Annotated in this window: 28 protein-coding genes; 16 read left to right on the plus strand and 12 right to left on the minus strand. The window is 43.1% G+C overall.

Going from position 1 to position 22423, the window contains the following annotated elements; genetic code table 11:
- The first annotated feature begins 28 nt into the window (after positions 1–28).
- The 4 genes from fadB to ACTRXI_RS01240 all read left to right on the plus strand — a co-directional run bounded on the left by fadB (position 29) and on the right by ACTRXI_RS01240 (position 4326).
- Complete coding sequence (fadB, locus tag ACTRXI_RS01225; RefSeq protein ID WP_474260657.1) at positions 29–2287, plus strand: 3-hydroxyacyl-CoA dehydrogenase/crotonase FadB; 2259 nt, start codon at positions 29–31, stop codon at positions 2285–2287.
- Between the two features lie 32 nt (positions 2288–2319).
- A complete protein-coding gene (locus ACTRXI_RS01230) occupies positions 2320–3507 on the plus strand; it encodes a thiolase family protein (RefSeq protein WP_474260658.1) in 1188 nt (395 codons plus the stop codon).
- Between the two features lie 309 nt (positions 3508–3816).
- The gene (locus ACTRXI_RS01235) at positions 3817–3993 is read left to right on the plus strand and encodes a hypothetical protein (protein ID WP_474260659.1); all 177 of its coding nucleotides are present in this window, start codon (positions 3817–3819) and stop codon (positions 3991–3993) included.
- 144 nt (positions 3994–4137) lie between these two features.
- Positions 4138–4326: a DUF6440 family protein gene (locus ACTRXI_RS01240; RefSeq protein WP_474260660.1), complete on the plus strand. Its 189-nt coding sequence runs from the start codon at positions 4138–4140 to the stop codon at positions 4324–4326.
- A gap of 153 nt (positions 4327–4479) precedes the next feature.
- Here the strand turns inward: ACTRXI_RS01240 and ACTRXI_RS01245 are convergent, their stop codons facing one another.
- Positions 4480–5589 carry an RNA-guided endonuclease InsQ/TnpB family protein gene (locus tag ACTRXI_RS01245; protein WP_474260661.1) on the minus strand — a complete coding sequence of 370 codons (1110 nt, stop codon included), beginning with the start codon at positions 5587–5589 and terminating at the stop codon, positions 4480–4482.
- 11 nt (positions 5590–5600) lie between these two features.
- Positions 5601–5999: an IS200/IS605 family transposase gene (tnpA, locus tag ACTRXI_RS01250; RefSeq protein ID WP_474260662.1), complete on the minus strand. Its 399-nt coding sequence runs from the start codon at positions 5997–5999 to the stop codon at positions 5601–5603.
- Positions 6000–6344: 345 nt separating this feature from the next.
- On the opposite strand from tnpA, the gene ACTRXI_RS01255 reads away from it, so the two are divergent.
- Positions 6345–6749, plus strand: coding sequence for a DUF4181 domain-containing protein (locus tag ACTRXI_RS01255; RefSeq protein WP_474260663.1), 405 nt, complete (start codon positions 6345–6347; stop codon positions 6747–6749).
- A 125-nt stretch (positions 6750–6874) separates the two neighbouring features.
- On the opposite strand, the gene ACTRXI_RS01260 is transcribed toward ACTRXI_RS01255, so the two are convergent.
- Positions 6875–7318: an Lrp/AsnC family transcriptional regulator gene (locus ACTRXI_RS01260; RefSeq protein ID WP_474260664.1), complete on the minus strand. Its 444-nt coding sequence runs from the start codon at positions 7316–7318 to the stop codon at positions 6875–6877.
- A gap of 347 nt (positions 7319–7665) precedes the next feature.
- Here ACTRXI_RS01260 and ACTRXI_RS01265 point away from each other — a divergent pair, with 347 nt between their 5' ends.
- Positions 7666–7956, plus strand: a complete 291-nt coding sequence (locus tag ACTRXI_RS01265; RefSeq protein WP_474260665.1) for a hypothetical protein — start codon at positions 7666–7668, stop codon at positions 7954–7956.
- 89 nt (positions 7957–8045) lie between these two features.
- Positions 8046–8312 carry a hypothetical protein gene (locus ACTRXI_RS01270; RefSeq protein WP_474260666.1) on the plus strand — a complete coding sequence of 89 codons (267 nt, stop codon included), beginning with the start codon at positions 8046–8048 and terminating at the stop codon, positions 8310–8312.
- Positions 8313–8391: 79 nt separating this feature from the next.
- On the opposite strand, the gene ACTRXI_RS01275 is transcribed toward ACTRXI_RS01270, so the two are convergent.
- Entirely contained in the window at positions 8392–8586 is a 195-nt protein-coding gene (locus tag ACTRXI_RS01275; protein ID WP_474260667.1) for a hypothetical protein, read from the minus strand.
- A 68-nt stretch (positions 8587–8654) separates the two neighbouring features.
- The gene (locus tag ACTRXI_RS01280) at positions 8655–8849 is read right to left on the minus strand and encodes a hypothetical protein (protein ID WP_474260668.1); all 195 of its coding nucleotides are present in this window, start codon (positions 8847–8849) and stop codon (positions 8655–8657) included.
- A 190-nt stretch (positions 8850–9039) separates the two neighbouring features.
- Here ACTRXI_RS01280 and fosM point away from each other — a divergent pair, with 190 nt between their 5' ends.
- From fosM to ACTRXI_RS01300, 4 genes are all read left to right on the plus strand, one after another.
- The gene (gene fosM / locus ACTRXI_RS01285) at positions 9040–9465 is read left to right on the plus strand and encodes a FosM family fosfomycin resistance protein (protein ID WP_474260669.1); all 426 of its coding nucleotides are present in this window, start codon (positions 9040–9042) and stop codon (positions 9463–9465) included.
- Between the two features lie 243 nt (positions 9466–9708).
- The gene (locus ACTRXI_RS01290; RefSeq protein ID WP_474260670.1) at positions 9709–10590 is read left to right on the plus strand and encodes an aminoglycoside phosphotransferase family protein; all 882 of its coding nucleotides are present in this window, start codon (positions 9709–9711) and stop codon (positions 10588–10590) included.
- A gap of 237 nt (positions 10591–10827) precedes the next feature.
- Entirely contained in the window at positions 10828–11160 is a 333-nt protein-coding gene (locus tag ACTRXI_RS01295) for a GNAT family N-acetyltransferase (RefSeq protein WP_474260671.1), read from the plus strand.
- A 126-nt stretch (positions 11161–11286) separates the two neighbouring features.
- A complete protein-coding gene (locus ACTRXI_RS01300; RefSeq protein ID WP_474260672.1) occupies positions 11287–11760 on the plus strand; it encodes a peptide-methionine (S)-S-oxide reductase in 474 nt (157 codons plus the stop codon).
- Positions 11761–11789: 29 nt separating this feature from the next.
- Here ACTRXI_RS01300 and ACTRXI_RS01305 read toward each other — a convergent pair whose 3' ends face one another.
- Positions 11790–12377 (minus strand): hypothetical protein, encoded by a 588-nt coding sequence (locus ACTRXI_RS01305; protein ID WP_474260673.1) that lies wholly within the window; start codon positions 12375–12377, stop codon positions 11790–11792.
- 681 nt (positions 12378–13058) lie between these two features.
- A complete protein-coding gene (locus ACTRXI_RS01310) occupies positions 13059–13217 on the minus strand; it encodes a hypothetical protein (RefSeq protein WP_474260674.1) in 159 nt (52 codons plus the stop codon).
- Between the two features lie 436 nt (positions 13218–13653).
- Here ACTRXI_RS01310 and ACTRXI_RS01315 point away from each other — a divergent pair, with 436 nt between their 5' ends.
- On the plus strand, positions 13654–13980 hold the full coding sequence (locus ACTRXI_RS01315) for a PadR family transcriptional regulator (protein ID WP_474260675.1): 327 nt from the start codon (positions 13654–13656) through the stop codon (positions 13978–13980).
- Positions 13981–14652 (plus strand): DUF1129 domain-containing protein, encoded by a 672-nt coding sequence (locus tag ACTRXI_RS01320; protein WP_474260676.1) that lies wholly within the window; start codon positions 13981–13983, stop codon positions 14650–14652. It begins immediately after the preceding gene.
- A gap of 78 nt (positions 14653–14730) precedes the next feature.
- On the opposite strand, the gene ACTRXI_RS01325 is transcribed toward ACTRXI_RS01320, so the two are convergent.
- The 5 genes from ACTRXI_RS01325 to ACTRXI_RS01345 are packed head-to-tail and all read right to left on the minus strand — an operon-like array spanning position 14731 to position 18468.
- Positions 14731–15663 carry an ABC transporter permease subunit gene (locus ACTRXI_RS01325; protein WP_474260677.1) on the minus strand — a complete coding sequence of 311 codons (933 nt, stop codon included), beginning with the start codon at positions 15661–15663 and terminating at the stop codon, positions 14731–14733.
- A 2-nt stretch (positions 15664–15665) separates the two neighbouring features.
- Entirely contained in the window at positions 15666–16589 is a 924-nt protein-coding gene (locus ACTRXI_RS01330; RefSeq protein WP_474260678.1) for an ABC transporter ATP-binding protein, read from the minus strand.
- Complete coding sequence (locus tag ACTRXI_RS01335) at positions 16586–17296, minus strand: ATP-binding cassette domain-containing protein (RefSeq protein WP_474260679.1); 711 nt, start codon at positions 17294–17296, stop codon at positions 16586–16588. The genes ACTRXI_RS01330 and ACTRXI_RS01335 overlap by 4 nt, the downstream gene beginning before the upstream one ends.
- Positions 17283–17663, minus strand: a complete 381-nt coding sequence (locus tag ACTRXI_RS01340) for a GntR family transcriptional regulator (RefSeq protein ID WP_474260680.1) — start codon at positions 17661–17663, stop codon at positions 17283–17285. The genes ACTRXI_RS01335 and ACTRXI_RS01340 overlap by 14 nt, the downstream gene beginning before the upstream one ends.
- Positions 17664–17667: 4 nt before the next feature.
- Complete coding sequence (locus tag ACTRXI_RS01345; RefSeq protein WP_474260681.1) at positions 17668–18468, minus strand: hypothetical protein; 801 nt, start codon at positions 18466–18468, stop codon at positions 17668–17670.
- A gap of 186 nt (positions 18469–18654) precedes the next feature.
- Between ACTRXI_RS01345 and ACTRXI_RS01350 the strand changes: the two genes are divergently transcribed.
- The 3 genes from ACTRXI_RS01350 to ACTRXI_RS01360 all read left to right on the plus strand — a co-directional run bounded on the left by ACTRXI_RS01350 (position 18655) and on the right by ACTRXI_RS01360 (position 22423).
- Positions 18655–18846: a hypothetical protein gene (locus ACTRXI_RS01350; protein WP_474260682.1), complete on the plus strand. Its 192-nt coding sequence runs from the start codon at positions 18655–18657 to the stop codon at positions 18844–18846.
- Between the two features lie 196 nt (positions 18847–19042).
- The gene (locus ACTRXI_RS01355) at positions 19043–21397 is read left to right on the plus strand and encodes a glycoside hydrolase family 31 protein (RefSeq protein WP_474260683.1); all 2355 of its coding nucleotides are present in this window, start codon (positions 19043–19045) and stop codon (positions 21395–21397) included.
- 36 nt (positions 21398–21433) lie between these two features.
- Positions 21434–22423: a TRAP transporter substrate-binding protein gene (locus tag ACTRXI_RS01360; protein WP_474260684.1), complete on the plus strand. Its 990-nt coding sequence runs from the start codon at positions 21434–21436 to the stop codon at positions 22421–22423.

Raw genomic sequence — 22423 nt, forward strand, 5'->3', positions numbered from 1 at the left:
TAAATTTCAGAAATATGGAGGTTATTTCATGACGATGAGAAAAGCAACCGTTTTAGGAGCGGGGTTAATGGGCAGCCAAATTGCTGCCCTTCTGGTAAATGCAGGTTTAAAAGTAAAGCTGCTGGACATGGCAGTTGATGAGAATGACCCTAACAAGATTTCAAAAAAATCCTATGATATGATTACTGACCCGAAAAGACCGCAATTATTTGACTTAGATTTTGCCTCTAATCTGACCTATGGCAACTTTACAGAGGATTTGTCTGAGCAGGATGACTCGGATATTTTTATTGAAGCTGTAAAAGAAGAATTGGAGATAAAGCATAGCATTTGGAACCAGGTGAGAAGCGTTGCCAAAGATAAGGCCTTATTTGCAACAAACACCTCTGGTATCCCAATAAAGGCAATATCCCAAGTGTTTGATGAGACGGAGCAGAAAAGATTTTTCGGCATGCACTTCTTCAACCCGCCCCGTATTATGAAGCTGGTAGAAGTGATACCGGGCCCTAACACCTCCTCTGAAGTAACAAACAAAGTCCAGGCTTTTGCTGAAGATGTACTGGGTAAAGGTGTAATTATAGCAAATGATGTTCCCGCATTTGTTGCTAACCGGATCGGGACACAGACGATGAATGATGTTATGTATCGTGCGGAAGAAGAAGGCCTGTCCATTACGGAAGTCGATGTACTGACGGGACGGGGTATCGGAAGGCCAAGCCTGGGAACGTATGGGCTCGTTGATTTGGTAGGGCTGGATATTGCAACAACTGTGATAAAGGGCCTTCAGCAGGTTCCAGAAGAAAAAGAATTTTTCCATAATACACGTACGGCAGAAAAACTGGTGGAAAATGGCGCATTGGGCAGGAAAACCAAGCAGGGTTTTTATAAGAAAGAAAGGAAATCACTGCTTGTTTTTGATCCTGAAAGCAATGAATATGTAAAGCCCGAACAACCCGATTTTGAGCTGCTGAACAGCTTCAGTAAAGACCTGGAATCAAATATGGATAAAATCTTTAATGCTGAGGATGAAGCGGGCAGGTTCTTATGGGAAACCCTTAGAAACAATTTCTACTATAGTGCGCTGAATGTGCCGAAAGCGGCACCGGACTTTAAAGATATAGACCGGGCGATGGTATGGGGGTTCAACTGGAAAAAAGGGCCTTTTCAGCTGTGGGACCTGATGGGATTCAAGCGCGTCAAGGAACGTATGCAACGGGAGCTGGGGGCATTACCGGAATGGATAGAAAAACGCAGTACACCATTTTATGCTGAAGGGGAGTCGATAGAGCGTGTAACTCCGGTATCAGCGTTTACAGAGCGTGAACTATGGAACAGGGAAGACTCCAGTCTTTTTGTTGCAAATAGTGATCAGCTGCTGCTCAAGCTACAAAGTACGAATAATATTATTACCGACGGCTTTGCTGATGATTTAATTGAATCTATCGATCTTTTGGAAAATGAGGATTACTCGAGCATGGTCATCTATGCAGAAGGAAACAATTTCAGTGTCGGTGCCAACCTATATCTGATGAAAAAAGCACATGAAGAAAACACAGTGGAAGAAACGGTGGGGCCTGCAATTGAAAAACTGCACAAGAGCTTTAACCGTCTTAAATATGCGATTAAACCAGTCGTGACAGCCGTTCACGGGAAAGCTTTAGGCGGAGGCTGTGAATTGGTTCTTCATTCACCTGTGGTAGTAGCTGCAAGTGAAACGTACATGGGACTTGTGGAAGCGGGGGTAGGACTGCTTCCTAGCGGTGGCGGCCTTGCCGAAATGGCGGACCGGATTCTTGGCACAACCCATAAGCACAATGATAAACAAGAATCGATGACGAAAGCACTGACTAACGTAGGTTTCGCAAAAGTATCAACGAATGCTTATGAAGCGCTCAGGTACGGGTATCTCAGAGAAACCGATTCGATTATATTAAATACAGAGAAAAGAGTGGAAATAGCATTAAACCGGGCACGGTTTGAAGCGGAGACAAATTATGTTCCCCAGCCGAAGTTGAAATACTTTGCTTTAGGAAGAGATTATAAAGCACTCGCTCAAGGCCAATTGGATGCCCAGCGTGTCGGAAACTTCATTAGCGATCATGATTATACAATCACTTTGAGTGTTGCCGATGTTTTATCCGGAGGAGATCTTCCGCGTAACACCTATATTGATCAAAGATACGTTCAAAAACTTGAAAAACAGAAATTCTTAATGCTGTTACAAAACGAAAAAACGTACGATCGGATTACTCATATGCTGGCTACAGGCGAGCCTTTACGAAATTAAAAATGGTGGCAGCAGAGAAAGGGTGAAAGTCAGTGCAAGATGCATATATAGTAGCTTATGGACGTTCTGCTTCAGCTAAAGGAAAGTTAAATGGTGCTATGGCTCACGAGAGACCTGATGAAGTTGCAGCACAGGTATTAAAAGGGGTGCTGGATAGGGTAGATGGTCAATTCCATCCAGACATGGTACAGGATGTTATCGTTGGTAATGCTTTTCCTGAAGGCCTGCAGGGACAAAACATCGCACGTTCGATTGCGTTGCTTGCCGGGCTGTCGGAAGACGTTCCGGCCCAGACTGTAAACCGTTATTGTTCTTCAGGGCTTCAAACAATCGCGATGGCGGCTAATCAGATCGTGTCTGGCCAGGCAGATATCATAGCGGCCGGCGGGGTCGAACTGATGAGTGCCGTTCCGATGGGGGGAAATGAGCCGGTCAACAGTCCAATACTCCAGGAGGAAGAGGCCGGAGTATCCTACCCAATGGGGCTGACGGCCGAGATGGTAGCCGAAAAATATAACGTTTCACGGGAAGATCAGGATGCTTATGCAGTGAAAAGCCATCAGCGTGCTAAAAATGCCCAGGATTCAAGAAAGTTCGATGACGAGATTATTCCCGTCAATGTAAGTAAGGTCACGTACAATAATGACGGACCAGTAGTAACAAAAGATATATTTGATACGGACGAACTGGTCCGCCCTGATACCAATATGGAGGATTTAGCGAAGCTGCCCACTGTATTCAAAGCCAATGGGACAGTAACAGCCGGTTCATCTGCCCCTCTTACAGATGGCTCAGGTTTTGTAGTTGTAATGTCAGGAGACAAAGTTAAAGAATTAGGCGTCACACCGATTGCACGATTCGTGGGCTTCAAGGCAGCGGGTGTTGATCCAAAAATCATGGGGATTGGTCCGGCTTATGCAATTCCGGATGTGTTAAAATTAACTGACCTAACAGTTGATGATATGGATTTAATCGAACTAAATGAAGCATTTGCAGCACAAACGGTTGCCTCTATCAGACAGACAGGGTTAGATATGACTAAAACGAATGTTAATGGAGGCGCTATCTCATTAGGCCACCCTCTCGGGGCATCAGGAGCAATGCTGACTGCAAAACTGCTTTCTGAAATGAAAAAAAGACCAGATTCCAAGTATGGAATGGTAACCATGTGCATCGGTGGAGGCATGGGGGCCGCAGGCATATTTGAATATATTAGATAGTCGGGTGCTGCATTTTAAAAGTCGTTTGTCTTTGTCGTCTAAACAGTAAGCATGCAACAATGTTGAAAAAGCAAACCCGAATGCATGAAATCAGCATTCGGGTTTGCTTTTTATTTTACGTATCATTGTCTACTTGATGGGAGCAGTTTATATTATGGCAGCTCTTTTTTGCTTGTAAATAATGTAAATCAATACTAAACTAAAGCCAATTAAGGCTCATATCAATGTGTCCACCATCAACAAGACACTGGATGAGCAGTTCATATGACCGGACAGGGGAATGGGTTCACAAAAGGAAAGGGGCAGGATATGAATATAGTGTTAAAGCGTCTGGCATGGGTAGTGTTAAGTGTCTACACGATTTTATTTATCGCTGCTGGAGTAAAAACGGGGGAATGGAATTTTCTCTTTTTTATAATTGGTTTTATAATTTTTGGCAGCGTTCTTTTAGGTTCCTATTATAAAAATTATCCGCCAAAGGTGTAAGCACTTTGACGAATGTATTAGAAAATAAGTGAAAATTAGGGAAAAAGTATATTTGCACTTTGAAATTCAGATAACTATAAGCAGAACATTAGAATAGTGAAATTAATTTTAAAAAATTTTGAACAAAGAAGGGAGGTGCTCTAATTGTTTAACAAAAAGGAAAATGAAGGACGTTTCTATATTAAACAAACAGAAAGTTTGTCAAAGCACGGGGACCTTTATATTATTGTCGATCGTGAAACCGGCATTCATTACATGGCAACTGTGATGGGCATGGGAAACGGTTTAACACCGTTACTCGACAATGATGGGAATCCTGTACGAGAACAATAAAAAGTGAGGAAATATATCATTTGGTGAACTACCCACCACTTCCTACCCTTACGGGTGGGTTGAAGTGGGGGCTTCTCGACTTATCATTGCTTGTACGAGCCAATGAAGAGGGACCGAGCTAACCCTCGTGTTCCACGAGTTTTATTTTTGATTTCAGTATAGTGCCAACATCAACTTTCCTTCATTTTTGATATTGATAGCGGCATTCCAATCTCTGTCGAATACGAATCCACAATCACAAGAATAGATTCGTTCGGAAAGGGAAACATCTTTCACATGCCCACAATTTGAGCACGTTTTTGTCGAAGGAAACCATTTGTTGATTTTGACAATATGTTTTCCTTGGTCTTTCAACTTGTATTGAAGGAATGTCGTGAATATACCCCATCCATTATCCGCTACACTTTTGCCGAAACTAAGGGCTTGTGACATATCTTTCATATTGAGGTCTTCGATAACCACACAATCATACTGGTTTACTAATTGACGAGACGTTTTGTGCAGAAAATCTTTTCGTTGGTTCGCTACATGTTCATGTAGTTTAGCAACTTTGATTCGTTGTTTTTCATAGCGAACAGAGCCTTTTGCTTTACGTGAAAGCATCCGCTGCTCTTTTGCCAGTTTGGCGAGTGCCTGTCGGTAGAAACGAGGATAATTGGCTTTCTCACCCTGCTCACTTTCGACAAACAAACCGTTCATAGCAAAATCCAACCCAACAACTGAATTGATTTTTTTAGGTTTTGGTTCGTGCTCGTACTCCGTAAGAATAGAAATGTGATACTTTCCTGTTGCAGTTCGTGAAATGGTACAGGACTTAATCTTGTGATGCGAAGGAATTTCTCGATGTTGTTTTACTTTCACCAGTTTAAGTTTCGGTAATTTGATATGACTCCCCAAAAGTTGTATATTTCCATTCACCATATTTGTCGTATAGGACTGTTTTGCTTTGCGGTTTTTGAATGTCGGAAACTTCGCTCGACCTGCAAAGAAATTCGTGTATGACTTTTGCAGATTCATTTGAGCATTCGCCAGTGCCAAGCTATCGACTTCTTTGAGCCATTTAAACTCTGATTTATATTTTGCGGGAGTAGGCAACTTTTGGTTTTGGAGCATTTCCGTGTCATGTTTGAACTGTTCATAAACATCTTTCCGTTCAGCTAACATTTTATTATAGACAAAACGGACAGAACCAAATGTTTTAGCGAGAACTATCTCCTGTTCTTTTGTTGGATAGAGACGGAATTTATAGGCCTTGTTTGCCATATCTTTTCACCTCACTTTATTCCTTGATTTTCGATGTATGTTTTAATCACTTCAATTGGTGAACCGCCTGATGTCAGAAGACAGAAGCTTCTTGACCAAAAGAACTCTTTCCAAAGTTTTTTCTTCACTTGGGGAAATTCCTTTTTAATAAGTCTGGAACTCGCACTCTTGTAAGCATTAATGAATTTTGACCGTTCGGTGTTTGGATGAGCTTTGAAAAGGATGTGCACGTGGTCATTATCATGATTCCACTCAACCAACGAAACATTATAATTATTGCCTATTCGTTCAAACACTGTTTTGGCGTATGCTGAAACGGCATCATCAATTGCTTTTCTACGATATTTAACCACTAACACAAGATGATAATACATCAAGAATACTGAATGATTGTTATGATCTAATTCCATTGTTGTACCAGCCTTTCTATTGTTAAGACTGATTATACTATTGCCAAAGAGAAACGACCATGTTGGCTAATGCCAACCGACATTCATCTCCCTCTTACCGTTGGGCTTCGCCCTTCTCAGGCTTGAAGAGGGAGACTTCTGTTGGAAGTCAGTTAAATGTTTGTTAAGATCAGGCGGGAAGGGTCGTCTAGGGCCGATCTGCGTGATAAATTGTTTTTGGGAGCACCCTCCCCATTACTCCCCTTGAGTAATGATACCCCGTTAGAACGCCGGCCGAGATGGTTGGCGTTCTTTCGTAATACCGGATGGCATCATAAATAAATAAAAAAGACAGGGAGGAGCTTGATGAATGAAAATCTGTGGTTTTTAGTGGAACTTGTCCTGATCTTAGTGTTGCTTTTTGGCGTTCCAGGTATTGCTTTCAGTCTGACCCAGCGTTGGTTTGTGAAGCGAAATGGGCGAAAGCGTTACGAGCGATATGCTAATGGAGCTCACCGTAAAGTAACACAGTGGTTTTGCGTGGTGATGGTTCTTTTTTTCTTGATCATCAATCTGGAAAGAGTCCCGGGTCATCTGTTACTGCTTGTCGTTGTTTTTCCTCTTTGCCTGCTTTACATAGCAACAGGAACCTACCTATGGAAAAAGGTAAGCGATAATAAAGATAACTATTTATATGACTGGTGGAGCTTAGGTGTGTGCCTCATCTGGTTGATGCTTGTTGTGATTGGCTATAATTGGTGGGGGATGTAAAACCCCTGACGAAGTAAAAATAAAATTGCAAGGCCGTCTCCATTTCTATAGAGAGACGGCAATTTTTCTCTATGAAGAATTACTTTTCGCCCTGGGTGGTGTTCTCAGCCCACTGGTTTGATTCTTTAATAGGAAAAACTGTCTTTATATTGCTTGAGCTCTACGTTGACGTCGACATCTAAAATGCCTTCAATTGCGGCTAAATCGGCATTGATAAACGAAACCAATTCCTCATTGGTCGAAAAATATGCCTGTATCATGAGGTCGTGATTACCGGAGAAGGCTCCTACGAAACGAACAGCTTCAAAGGTTTGGAGTTGAAGAGCGACGTGCTGTTGCTGTCCGAGCCTGGTATTGACACCGACAATGGCCTGCACGTCCAAACCAATTTTTTTCGGGTCGGTATGAACGATAAAATCAAAAACCCCGTCATCAAGCATTTTTCGGATCCGGGCGCGAATCGTTCCTTCACTTACATTTAATGACCGGGCGATATGGGAATAGGATTCTTTGGCGTTGTACTGCAAAGCCCGTAGAATGGCCCAATCGGTCTGGTCGAGTGATGGCATGGTGGAGGGCCTCCTTGTAATTGTATGCTTAAATGGTTTTACGGCACCTATAAAATACCTATATTATACAAGGAAAAAAATCCGGGAGGCAACGAATAATTTTTATGTTCTTATTTAAAAGGAAATTATTGGTATAAAAATGAGGCGGGCTGTGGTATTTTAAAAATAGAAATATATACCAATTATTCTAAAGTAGGTATTAACTGGCTAACCATTAGGGTTGGCTTTTTTAGTATAATATTTGTCACAGCTACTGATCTTGTGTCTGTTTTCTGTCGTTGGCAGTAAACCAAGTATAAAAAAAACATATGTTAATAGGATGATTTGTAGAAGAAGGAGGCGTCTATATGAAGAAAAATCATAAGAAGATCCTTCTCGTTAATGCGGTACTCAGTTATTTTCTTACGGCAGGTCTGACAGGGTTTTTAGCAAGCGGACTTTTGACAGACCAGGAAAATGACAATCAATTATTTTATTTAGGTATGGCTGGTTATCTGGTTGCTTTATTTGTGGTCGGATATGCGTTCTATAAACGAACAGAATTTTGGCGGACACTGGGAGTTATCGCTTGCTGGACATTTCCAGACATTGGTCTGGGCATAGCTTTTGTGCTGTCTGTTGCTATAGATGTTTTATAGATTTTATACGATTTAAAAATGGGGCACAAATGTATACATCCAATCAATAGATATACCTTCATTAAGTCACGAATATTAGGAGGGCAGCCATGCAGAAATGGGAATGGTTCGCTGTTGCTTTAATTATTAATCTTGCACTGAGTGCCATTTTGACTTTTTTCACTACAGGGTTAAGAGTATACGGGCTTACAGAAGGCGGCGGAACTTATGAACTGGGATATTTAACAGCCCTGGGCTGGGTGATAGCTTTATTAATGACCTTATATACATTTTGGAGAAAATCCACCACATGGTTTGTGCTCACAATTATGGCTAGCTGGACTTTGCCGGTAATCTTCTTTTTTACTTTTTATTAGTAATTTTAACTAAATAAAATAAAAAAACACTTGTACTTAAAAATGCCAATACACCAAAGATCCACATTTATAGATCCCCTCAATTTTTATAGTCGGTGGAAACGCCGGATTGTGTTCTTTGAAGGTAAAAGAAAATTCCAATAGAAATAGCCAAAATAAGCAATGATAATATAAATAACCAACCTGGCATATGAATAATGTGGCGCAGGTCCATAAGAATTAAAGCAAACGAAACAGTTCCAAATGATTTATAAAACAGTCTCAATATACTCATGATTCCCTCCTTAAACGATTAGCTTAAAACTCAATAATAGATGGACTGGTACATGAAAATACTCCTTGCTAATTTCCAGAGCTTTCTTTATGTTTTCTCCAATGATTCAGCAGACTATTCGATAGTATCGTTCCTAAAACGCTAATCACTAAAGCAACGAGCACTTGAACAAGATAAGGCCAGGAGGTTAAACTATCCATTAAAATAATACTGATAGTTGCCACAAAACCACTCAATGCTCCAATTTGCCATTCTTTCATCATAAATGTTTCTCCTTTATCTACTTCAAATTGTAAAATAATTCCTTTTTATATTCTACTACTTGGAGTTCAAAAGATAAACGTTTTTTGTCTATGGGCTTTTAAGTGTTTTTTATAACTTTATCTTATTATCTTCATACCGTATAAAATTAAAATATACGCAATTATTGTTCAAATAAGGAGAATTTAAACAATGTTAATTAAAGACTTGAATCATTTTTTGTTTTCTGTAGCTGATTTAGATGCTTCGATTCATTTCTATCAAGAAGTTTTTGAAGCTAAATTATTGGCGAAGGGAAGGAACACGGCTTATTTCGATTTAAATGGCATGTGGCTTGCTCTAAATCAGGAAGCAGAAATACCTCGTAATGAGATAGTTCAATCCTATACGCATACAGCCTTTTCTATTGAAGAAGAAGATTTTCATGAAGCATACGAAAAGCTCGTAGCGTTAAATGTAAATATTCTTCCGGGACGTCCCAGAAATAAGAAGGATAAAAAATCTATTTATTTCACGGATCCCGATGGCCATAAATTTGAATTTCACACTGGTACGTTGCAAGACCGATTAGACTATTATAAACAGGACAAAAAGCATATGGAATTTTACGATTCGTAAGAATGTAATGCGGTAAAAACATTTCTGCTGCTTTAACTGCTTACTATGAGAGAACGAAAAAAGTATCTTTGCCATCGACTGTGATTATTAGCACCTCCTCTTCATTTACACCGGTATAGATTTGTGAAAGCTTGGAAAAGAATACTAAGGTACTGCTTCATTAGTTTATTTATAAATCACAAAAGTCGATATTATTGCTAAGGAAAAATATCAGAACTAAACAAATCTTAATGGAGAATTCATATGAATATCGAAAAGATCATTAAAGAATTATTTCATCAAGGTATCCTTCAATCGAAAAAGATTCACTGGGAAACTCTAAAGGGTGGAACTTCAAGTGAAATCTACCTTCTGCAAAGCGAAAATGACAAAAAATGTGTTGTTAAATTCAATGAACCTGAGACTCTGAAAGCGGAAGCTGCTTTTATGAATTGCTATAAGAATGTGAATTTCATTCCGAATTTACTTTATGTTGGCTCATCCTATAGTTATATCGTTTATTCATTTATTTCTGGAACTACAAAATTATCAGGTGTTGATAAAGGAGTAATGCTTCAAAAACTCGTAGAAAAAGTACTTAATCGGTATCAACACGTTTGTGAGGATTCTGGATTTGGTTTTGTGGAAGAACAGGTGGAATCTTGGCCAGGTTTTCTCTGGGAAGAAATTTTAGAAGTCAACAAAGTTATAAAGCCTTATTTGGCGGATACGGAGTACAACTTTATTCTGAATATTTTTGATTCTTTAAAAAAGAATCATGTAAGAAGAGAACCGTTCTTATTGCATGGTGATTGCGGCATTCATAATTTTATATTTAACGATAACCAGCTTTCAGGAGTGATTGATGCAACACCTGTGATTGGTTATCCCCTTTACGATTTGATTTATGCTTTTTGTTCCTCCCCGGACGATTTAATAAAGGAAACCTTTGATGCAGCGGTTTATTACCTAACAATTGATAAGAAAAATGTACATTTATACGAAGAAGTAATTTTAGGTTTGTATTTTCGTATAGGAGCCTGTATTAAACATCATCCGCATGATTTTGATAAATATCTTCAGGCATGGTTTTATTGGAAAAACATCGTTAATTTAATAAAAATAGAAGAAAGTGAAAATATCTAATTAATTTTGATTCATTTGATTATAAATAGATACAAAGCAAACGAAATGAAAAGAGTTGGTTTTTTGAACGAAAGAATCATTATGAGTGTTCAATTAAAAAAACTGGATTGGGAAAATGAATTTTCTTATAGATCGGTAACGTATGAAGATCATGAAGCTTTAGGAAAATTATTATTTTAAGGCTACCAGGGGACGGTAGACTATGAAGGAGAAACAGAAAAAGAATTTATTTCAGAAATGGAAAAAACCTTTCAGGGAAAGTACGGAGCCTGCCGTTATGATTGTTCGTTAATTTTGCAGCAAGACGACATTCCCATTTCAACTTCAATTATTACTTTATTCAAAGGAGTACCATTATTAGCTTATGCAGTTACAAATCCTCGTTTTCTCAGTAAAGGTTATTCGACTTTTCTAATAAGAAAAAGCATGGATAAACTTTTGACAAATGGTTATGAGCAACTGTATCTTGTCGTCAATATTAATAACAAACCAGCTATACACGTATATAAAAAATTAGGATTTAAAGAGATCGGTAAAAATTGGAGCGATATTTTATACAGGAATGATTGACTTAATGTAATACTAAAGAAAAAGACTACATTCATAAAAGTATTTTTCTAAATGGAACATAAACGGCAGGAAACGATTGCTATCTTTTAATAAAGTGTTGATGCTGGAATCAAAAGGAGTGTTTATATGGAAACAGTATACCTTGCAGGCGGCTGTTTATGGGGCGTTCAGGCATTTATAAAAACGCTTCCCGGTGTGGAGTTCACAGAAGCGGGCAGAGCGAACGGAAGCAGTCATACTCTTAACGGTGACTATGATGGCTACGCTGAATGTGTAAAAACGGAATTTGACCCGGCCGTGTTAACCGTTAGCGGGATAATGGAATATTTATTTGAAATCATTGATCCATACAGCTTAAACCAGCAGGGGCCGGACGTCGGGAAGAAATATAGAACCGGCGTATATAGTGAAAGCCTGGAGCATTTAGCAGAGGCGAAGGCGTTTCTCAGGGAGAGGAATGATTACGGGGCTATAATGATTGAGGTTGTGCCTCTTACCAATTACATCAAAAGCGCCGAAGAACATCAGGACAGGCTGGATAAATATCCCGACGATTATTGCCATATTCCGGAAGGGTTATTGCGTAAATATAATGGATGAACTCTTTTATGTCCCCTGGTGGGGGGAAGCTAGAACGCCATGTAAAAGCCACCCAGTAACAGAGATGCCAGTACAAATGATATCAGTGTGAAACAAAAATACGTAAAAGTGATCGTTAAAGCTCTTGCTCTGCTCGTATTTGCAGCAACCTGGAGCATCCCAGTGGCAACCACAAATGCCCAGACGATAGAAAGCGACTCCAGGACCCTGTAGGCACCCGTGAAAAATGTGGGAGTGTTTCCCAGGCCAAGAAATAAAAACAATCCAATAAGCGCAACTGGAAGCAACAAGAGGGAAGGAACAGCAGTTAAAATATTGACCCAAAAAGCTTTTTGATAAGAAAGGGAATGATCATACATACTAGTAGTACCTTTCAAAAGCAAGGGAAGTATAAATAGAGCAGCTACGCCAAACAAGGCCGCCAGCACTAAAAGCTCAGGATCACTGAGTAGCGCTGGAGATTGATTGGTGCTTAGGGAAAGATAATTTGCAATAAACGTATGCAGAAGACTCGCTCCCAGAATAATCGCTGCCACGAAAGAAAGAGAGTAGCGGTTTGTTAAAAAAGCGAATTGCTTTCGGGGCTGAAAAGGAAGCTGAAGGATGGATGTGAACATAAAAGCCCTCCTAATACTGTTCAAAATAATATAAAAGATAAAAGACAGAAATCCATCAGCCTGGCATATGATATTGCCTTACCGCATGATCAAAAGGGATGGTTAACGCCCTTATGGAGAAACGAGGAATAACTCCTGCCGTAATAAAAATCAAGCAATTAGCCAATGCCAGCATCAATAGCGCATAAATTCGGACTCTTCCAACTTTTATGTAATTTAATTACATCTATAACATTAATATACATGATTTGAAGAGGCAACTCTTTATTTTTTCCTTAGCCCGCTGGAGCGGAGATCCCCGAATCACGGGCGCATTAATATGCTGAGTGCCAAACTAGCTTTCATGATTCCTTTTGTCTGAAGACAGTATAAGCGATGGCCATCGCAAAAAAAGCGATCACGGCCTTGCTGGAGAATTCAAGTAAAGGTGTGAGGTCAGGAAACAGTATCTTTAAAAAAATAAAATCAGAAATGTCAAAACACTTGCAAATATCCCTGTTTTCCAGGCGATGCTCATTTCTATTTCCTCTTCAGTGGCAAAAATCCAAATCTCACCAGGCAGCATAATGCTGGATCAATAGTACGTTGTTACAAAAGCGAATATCAGAAGCACTAGACATCCAATACCAATGTAATAATTTTGATGGTTTTTTTGGCATAAAACCTGTAAAGCAGATACAGCTACAAGGAAAATGGGAGGAGAGAAGCTGAGGTAATGCCAATGGTGGTAAAAAATTGATTAATACTGCTGAAAATGCCAAAGGTAAACAGTGACACCAATCCAAGGCAGTAAACTAAAAGCATGCCCGAGAGCAGCATGGCAAGATTCCATTTTTTCATCGAATAACCTCCATTATTTCTGCTCCTGAAGCGAACAGTAGGCTCAGTCCAAGGACTGTCCATATAACGCTGAAGGAAAAGAAGAAAAAAACGCAGAAGGACGGAGTGTTTCTGTAAAACCAATTCCAAATAAACCAAACCCGATCATGCCGCATACAAAAAGGAGCAGGGCAAAATATAATATATGTACAGTAATACGCAGGGCTTCTCTCCTGTGATCGTAATTATTTCCATTTTTGAACATAAGAGCCGAATATACAAGCCCTATGATGATTAGAAAAAATCACTATTGTTTTTTCAAAGAAGGTAGCTTAAGGTAAAACTATATTGTTATACAAGATAGTGATGCGTTACATCTTTTGATTCACCCTGGCGGCAATACGCGCGGCAGGTTTTTGATCAAATTACTAGCATGTAATACAAGGCAGGTGAGCAAATGAATGAGCGAAGTCAGCTGTTGAAGGGGATTCTGGAGGGATGTATTTTAGCTATTATTTCCCGTGAGACTGTCTATGGCTATGAGCTGGCGGTCAAGCTGCAGGAGCAGGGGATCGATGTTAAGGAAGGATCCATTTATCCGCTGCTGCTGCGGCTCCAGAAGGAAAAGCTGATTCACGGGGAAATGAAGGCTTCAGCCAGCGGACCGAACCGAAAATACTATACGCTGACGCCGGCAGGCGAAGCTTCGCTTGAGGCGTTCCGGGAGAACTGGAAGGCCCTGAAAAACCCCGTCGATCAATTACTGGACAAGGAGGAGTCGTAAGTGAGTACGCTGTTGGAGGAAAACAACGAAAAGCGGGAGCAGCTAACTAAAGAGAATAAAAAAGTATATGAGGATATGCTGGTATATATCCGTCTCTCATTTGATAAGAGTGACCAGGAAACCGAAGAGGTGCTGATGGAATTACTGGATCATCTTCTTGTTCTGCAGGCAGAGGGCAGGGACAGTACGGAGCTGTTCGGCTCCGATCCGAAGCAATATGCGGAAGATATTGTCGGCGAGCTGCCTCAGACAGTGCCCAAAGAAATGATGACGTTGTTTGTAATGGGCATTTGTTATTTTTTAGGGGTGTATCTGTTCTTTAGCGGAGTACTTCAAACGATTCTTTCATATGGTTTTCATCAAATAGAGCCATTCAAGTCATACAGCCTGGGTAAAGCTACGATATTCATTATCCTGGAGACGCTCATATTATCGGCTGTGGCCTACAGTGTGTTTCGCTATATCAAGTGGTCCTGCTTTCGGAACATTTCGAAAATAAAGGAATTTCTATTATCAAGTGTCATGCTAGGTTTTATACCAGGAGGAGCTTTCTTTGCCATGTATTTCTGGCTGCCTGCGCTAGGGCCGACCGTCGCTATTCCAGTGTACTGGCTTGGAATAGCTGGCGTGGTTTTTCTGCTGATAGGCGAGCTGTTGCGGAGAAAAACGTAGCATACAATCATAAAAAAGACAGAACGATGATGTTCTGCCTGGACGGGCTTTTCTGGAATGTAATTTTTCTTCCAGTTATTAAATTGCTACGTCTCTTTGGGTGAAGCTGACTAGTGCTGCTACTATAAATAATATGGTATAGCAGCTCAAGATAATGATTGAAAACCATGGGCTGACATCAATAATCTGAAGGGCGTTATCGCTGATGAAAACCGTAAGATCATTATTGGCAAACAGGCTGTAGGACGCGAGCCTTTCATTAAGCTGTGCCAGTAAGTTGGTGGCGGTGGTTCCGAAAAACATGCTGAACACACTGACGCCGATGGCCATAGCATTACTGCGAAACAGAGAGGCAAGCATCACGGCAAAAAGCGTCATGACAGCTGTCTGGATGAAGCCAAGGCCAAACGTGCTGAACATGTGAACCGCTGCGTTTCTCTCCAGCAGGTCTTCGCTGCTGTAAAGATAAGGTGCATCGAGTGGCGAAAAGCCAAACACCAGACCGCCTGTGATGTATACGGAAGCGAGTGTAAACATAGTGAGAAGGGCCGCAAATGTCATTCCGGAAAGGTATTTGCCTATGAGCAGTTTCCATCTTGGGATTGGCCGTATAAATAAGAGCTTCACCGACCCCGTCTGAAATTCGCTGGCGACCAGCGTCGATGTAACAATAATGGAAAACAGGGTAATAAACGAGATCATTATTGTCATTTCATCTACATAGTTCCACTGCCCGTATGCAGCAAGTGGAGGAATGTTCTCCTGCAGCCGGTATTCATATTCAGCAGCGAGCTCCGGCGTTAAAGAGGCTCCGGTCTGCTCCACGCCTTCCTCGTACTGCGTTAGTGCCTGTTCATAATCGGTCCGCCACTGCGACTCTTCCTCGACTCCGTTCCATCTGCTGAGCAGGGCCGCGCCGATAATCATCAGCACCACCAGTCCCCCAATGATCCAGGTGCTTGTTTTGTGCATCCATTTTATGTTTTCGTTTTTCCAGATAGCCCACATCATGCTTACACCCCTCCATTGGTTACTTTCAAGAATTGGTCCTCGAGTGAATGGTGATGTACGGAGACTTCGTATATACGGATGTCGTGCTCGACCAGTGTGGCTATACAATGAGGAACATCGTCGGGCGAAAGAGATACCCGTAGAGAGGAAGCGTCCATCACAGCCGTCTGCTCCTGGGTAAATGGTTTTAGCGCAGTGGAAGCCTCACGGGGCTGATCGGTAACAATGGTGACCACCTGCTTTTGATGGTCTCCCTGTATAAAGGACTGGACCGGCTGGACATCCACCAGGTGTCCCTGGTGAATAATCCCGATACGGTCGCACATCTGCTCCATATCCGATAGCTGGTGGCTGGAGATGAACACTGCCATTTGCTCCTGTTCAGCGAGCTGCCGCAAATATTGCCGGAGTTCCCGGATACCTGCCGGATCCAGTCCATTTGTCGGTTCATCCAGGACCAATAGCTTTGGCTGGTGGAGCAGCGCCTGCGCAAGCCCCAGGCGCTGCTTCATGCCAAGGGAATAGGTCTTCAGTTTTCGCTTTAAGGCGTAAGCGATACCCGTCCGTTCGGCAGCATCCCAAATGTTATTGGCTGCAGCATTACCGGCAAGCCGGGCATAGTGCTTCAGGTTTTGCTCGCCCGTTAAGTAATCATACATTTCAGGGCTTTCAATGATGCCGCCGACGTGAGAAATAGCGGTTAAAGAATTGGTCCGCACATTCTCGCCAGCGATATAAATGTCGCCCCCGGTGGCTTTAATCAAGCCAAGAATCATGCGAATGGTGGTCGTTTTGCCCGCCCCGTTTGGCCCGATAAATCCAAACACCTCTCCGGCGTACACCTGTAAATCAAGGGGATGGACGACGGTTGTTTTTTGAATGGACTTGGTGAGTCCTTCCAATTGCAGTACGGGATGCTGGTTCATGATTGAACATTCCTTTCCCTGGCATAAATGTGCTCCATCCATCCGGCTGTATCAACGCCGAAACGCTCGCGGATCGCTTCGCTGTCTTCAAGGTCCAGCACGTGCTGCTGCCGGAGGACGAGCACCCGGTCGAGCAGGGGATCCATTTCACTCACTTCGTGCGTACTGATCAGGACGCCCTGGGCTTCGACATCAACAAAAGAAACGAGGCTTTGGATGATGGAGCGCCGTACGATGGGGTCGAGTCCCGAAAGCGGCTCGTCGAGGAGGAGCAGCTCGGCTTCCCGGGCCAGCGTAATCACAATTTTTACCCGGCCGCGGTTGCCCTTGGAGAGCGTTTTGATTTTTTGCGCAGGATCGAGATTCATAAACGACAGCATGTCATAAGCGCGCTGTTTGTTGAAATCAGGAAACTGGGAAGCCCGATAAGCAATTAATTGGTCGATTCGAAAAAACGCGTACATGTGGTCGTTTTCCGATAAATAGGCGATCCGGGCGCTGTCTTTTCGTGAGACCGTCTGTCCGTTATAAGAAACCGATCCCTTGTCCGGACGCAGCAGCCCGCCGGCAAGCTTGAGAAGGGTTGATTTGCCGCTTCCGTTTTCGCCAACCACGCCTGTCACTCCCTTGGAAGGGATTTCGATCGTCACGTTTTCGAGAGCAGTGCGGCTTAAAAATTTCTTCGTTACCCCGTCAAAGGTTATCATGGTCCTCATCCTTTCGGTAGGAATCAATACCCTGGCGAATTTCTTTCTTGCTCATGCCGAGGCTTTCCATTTCGTTCATAAACTCCTGAATCCGCTGCCGCATCAGATGCTGCTTTAACTGCTGAATGGTGGCTTCGCTTTCGGTTACAAAGGTTCCCTGTCCCCGTTTCATTTCCAACACTCCTGTCCTTTCTAATTCACTGTATGTCCGGGATACGGTATTTGGATTCACACCAAAATCGACAGCCAGCGCCCGGACGGAAGGAAGCTTTGTGCCTGGCGGCCATTCGCCCCGGATGATATTGCCATGAATCGTATCAATGATTTGCTGGTAAATGGGCCTGGAGTTATCAAATGTGTAAGCCATGAGCCTATACCTCCGCTTTCTTATCAATCAGCTGAGCGGACAGGATAAAGAGGACTGCGCCAACCACGGCATGAAAAAGAATGACGCCGGCATATAGGTTGAGGTTAAAAAATTCTACATTCACCAGTCCGGTGAGCGAAAACTGGCCCCAGCTGGTGATCGTTTGATACACATCTCCGAGTCCCAGATTGGCAAGGACGCTCAGGAGAAACACAGCAGCTACCGCCAGCACAATTTGAAGTCCTTTGCCCAAAGTGTGTCGAAACGCAAAGTCAAACGAGTAAATAAATAACAGGTAAACACTGAAGTAAAGAGAGACGAGAAGCACAAAAACCGAACAAAGCAGGCATAAAGCGAGCACCTGCAGCCATGTTACCCCCTCCTCTAGCAGGCCGAAAAAGGGAGGGAGGCCTGGGGTCAACCAGGCAGCAATAAGAAGCAGAAGGCCGTTAATCAAAAGCGAAATAGAAGCGCATGCGAGGCCGCTTGCATATTTGGCGCTGAGCAATTTAGCCAACGACTGCGGCTGATAGAGCCAGAGGTGCAGCTGGCGGCGCTCGAGCTCCAGGCTGACAATCATATAGATGGGAAGGTAAACAAAATGAGCAAGAATACCTGCGCTGAGAGAACCTAGCACCACGCTTCCCACCGTCTCGGCAGGGTTATTCGAATTTACCGAGAAAAAATTTCCGCTGTTCATAACGATGGCGAAGATGACGACGAAAAATATCAGCGCCAGGCACCAGTAAAAGACGGATCGCGTCAGCGCAAATTCTTTTTTCCACAATTGTAACCAGCTTGTCATAAAGCACAGCCCCTTTGTATTAGTGTATTAATTAAATAGTACACTGGTACAAAAGAAACGTCAACAATATTTATAACGGAGAGTCATTTCTTAAAAATCTTTTAATAAAGTTCAATTCTAACGATTTAGCCGAAAAGGGGAAGGGAACAGAAAAAAGTCAGCAATACTAGCCGATGGAGGGATTGGATGAAAAGTACAAAATCCGTTCTTTATTTGTATGGAATATTTTTATTTGTTTCATGGAACCTGGTACTTCTACTAGACCAGACCCATTACGATGCAACCTACAGAATAGAAGGTATTTTGTTTATGACTGCGGTAGTAGCGGTGCTTTTTCTCTGCAATTTCTTTTATCACAGGAAAAGAACAGAAGAGTAGCAGCGCAGTATTGCATAACGGTGGTTCCCCGAGGCAGAGAGGGGAACCATTTTTTGATATAACGACAGAATAAATTATCAAGTAAAATCGGGGTTGCGAAACGTTCAGGAAAGCCTTATCATAAAGTAAATAATTAATTTGTTTACACTACAAATTAATTATTTGGGCAAGTGATTAATCCAAAGAGGGTGAACATATGCTAACGACGAAAGATCAGTTTTATTTATCTGCTCAAAAGAACAATATGCTTATTTTTGAATCCGATGTGCAGGAAATGTACTTTTGCGTTTATGTACTCGAAGAAAAATTGTTCCGCGTTACACTGACGAAGGGACAGCCGGAGATGGATATACATACATGGGCAGTGGCCCCGGGAGACACGGAAATGCCGTTTGAAGGACTCGACCGGAATCGAATCACTGATTATTTTTCGCTCCCGGCCTATGAAACGTCAGAGAATCCTGAAGAATATGTAATTGAAACGGCTTCACTCAAGCTGATGATCAATAAAACGAAGCTGCACTGCAGCTGGTTCGACAAAACAGCCGGAGAAGAGAAGCTGATTGCCGAAGACCGAAATACGCAGGCGTACGGATTTCAGATTGCTGAAACGGCGCCGACAGCCCACTACTTAAAACGAAATGAAGGGGAGCGTTACTATGGCCTCGGGGAAAAAACAGGAAATGTCAATAAGTACGGGGAGCGCTTCCGGATGCTGAACATTGACGCAATGGGCTACGATGCCCAAAAAACGGACCCGCTATATAAGCATATTCCGTACTATATTACGCATTCGCCGGAAACCGGAGTGGCTTTTGGACTCTACTACGATGACTATAATGAATGCGCTTTCGACATGGGCCGGGAAAAGGACAACTACCACGGGAAGTATCGGTTTTTTCAATCCAGCTCTCATTTTCTGGATTGCTACTTCATTCTCGGGCCTACGACAGCTGAGGTCACCCGCAGCTTTTCCTGGATGACTGGCCGTCCGGCACTGATGCCAAAATGGAGCATCGGCTACTCCGGGTCAACAATGACCTATACCGATGAAGAAAGGTCTCAGGAGCGTCTGATGAACTTTGTAGAAGACTGCCAGAGAAACGACATGCCGTGCGAGTCCTTTCACCTCTCCTCAGGATATACATCCATTGACCATAAACGTTACGTCTTCAACTGGAACTACGAAAAATTCCCGGATCCGTTAAAATTTACTGAAGATTTTCATGCGAACGGTGTCCGCATCATTGCCAACATTAAACCGAGCCTGTTGATCGATCACCCAAAGCATGAAGAAGTACTTAACAACGACTACATTGTTCTCGACAAAAAACACCGGCCGCTCCTGCAACAGTTCTGGGACGATATGGGCGTCTATCTGGACTTTACCAACAGGCAGACCATCGAGTGGTGGAAGGAAAACGTGAAAAAGGAACTGCTCGCAAACGGGATCGACGCCACCTGGAATGACAACAACGAGTTTGAAATCTGGGATCCTGAAGCAGTGGTTCATTTGTTTGGCCAGGGCGGAAGATTTCAGGATTACCGCGCGATTTTCCCGATGCTGATGACGAAAAGCTCGCTCGAAGCCCAGACCGAGTTTGACAGTGAAAAACGCCCGTACCTGATAAGCCGGGCAGGAAGCGCGGGCCTCAGCAGGTACGCCCAGACGTGGACCGGAGACAACTACTCTAATTGGGAAACGCTCCAGTACAACATTAAAATGGCGATCGGCTTAAGTCTTTCCGGCATTTACAATTTCGGACATGACACGGGCGGTTTCTCCGGAGACGCGCCGGAGCCTGAGCTGTTTTTGCGCTGGATTCAGAGCAACATTTATTATCCGCGGTTTACAATACATTCCTGGAATGACGACCAGACGGTGAACGAACCGTGGATGTACCCGGAGATTGTCGACAAGGTTTCCGACGCCATTCACTGGCACCAGAAGCTGTCCGGGTATATATTCTCGCTTCTTCACAAGTCGTCGGCCAGCTACGAGCCGGTGATCAAGCCAACCTTCTTTGACTTTGGCGACGATGCAGCGACGCATGTCGAAAACGACGAGTTCATGCTGGGCGAAGAGCTGCTAGTATGCACCATTGTACGTCCGGGAGAGCGTGAACGTGAAGTGTACCTGCCTGCTCATCCGCACGGGTGGTACGACATGTATACCGGGCAGTGGTACGAAGGAGGACGCAGGGTCACGGTTCCTGCTCCGCTCGAGTATACGCCGGTGATGGTAAAGGGCGGCAGCCTGCTGCCGGTGGAAAACGAAGCCGAAAGCCGGATCGACGTGCAGGTGTATCCGGGCCAAAACGGTGAACAAACATCGTTTACGTATTACGACGACAACGACAAGCGTCACGATACCGACGAGCTTTTGATTACATGTACCATGACGCCTGGCGAAGGCGGTATTTACATTGAAGTCCTTCAGGAAGGGTCGTACAGGAATGGTTTTACGTCTATGCACTTCCAGCTTCCGGAGGATGAAACGAGGCAGGTTATTATTAACGGAAAAGCAGACACGTGGTTTTCATGGAAGTGAGTATCGCTGAACGTTAATTAAAGGAGGGAAACAACAGTGAAAAAATGGATAAGTCTTGCCACGATGACGGCCCTGATTGCTTTAACAGGCTGCCAGAGTGCAAGCGGGGAGGAAGAACAGACCTTCACGCTCGCACACAACCAGCCGACGGACCATCCGGTGCACCAATCGCTTGAACGGTTTGCCGAGCTTGTGGAGGAAAAATCGGATGGAGACATGAGCATTAAAATTTACCCGAACGGGGAGCTTGGAAGCGAGCGGGAAGTAATTGAAGGGACTCAGACCGGCGCCGTGGATTTCAGCAAGGTGAGCGGGAGTGCCCTCGAAAGCTTTGAACCGGCGTATTCCGTCTTCAGCCTGCCGTATTTATTTGAAAGCCAGGAAAGCTTTAAGCGTGTCATGAACGATGAAGAAGTGACCAGCGACATTTACATGGAATCTGCTGACAAAGGGTTCCGCGGGCTGACGTATTATGATGCAGGTGTCCGCAACGTTTATACGAAAAATACGATGCTCGAAACAAGCGAGGATATGAGCGGCTTAAAAACGAGAGTGCAGCCGAGTCAGACGAGTGTACAGATGATCGAAGCGATGGGAGGCACTCCAACGCCGATGAGCTACGGGGAAGTATACACCGCGCTGCAGTCAGGTGTCATTGATGCCGCCGAAAACAATGCGACGGCGCTTACGAACAGCAACCACGGAGAAGTGGCGAAAAACTATTTCTACACCGAACACGCTATCGTTCCCGACGTGCTGATTGCTAATGAAAATACGATGCAAGACCTCTCAGATAGTGAACTGCAGGTCATTGAAGAGGCTGCAGAAGAATCAACCAGCTACCATGAAGATCTTTGGAATCAAACAGTAGAAGAAGCCAAGGCTACGGCCGAAGAGGAAATGAACGTAGAGTTTTATGAAGTAGATAAACAATCGTTTATTGACGAGGTTCAGCCGCTGCATGAAGAATTCCAGAACGATCCGGACACCTCTGATATTTACAATAAAATAAAGGAGGCCGAGTAG

It is taken from the genome of Marinococcus sp. LNHM4E3-1 (assembly GCF_056034405.1).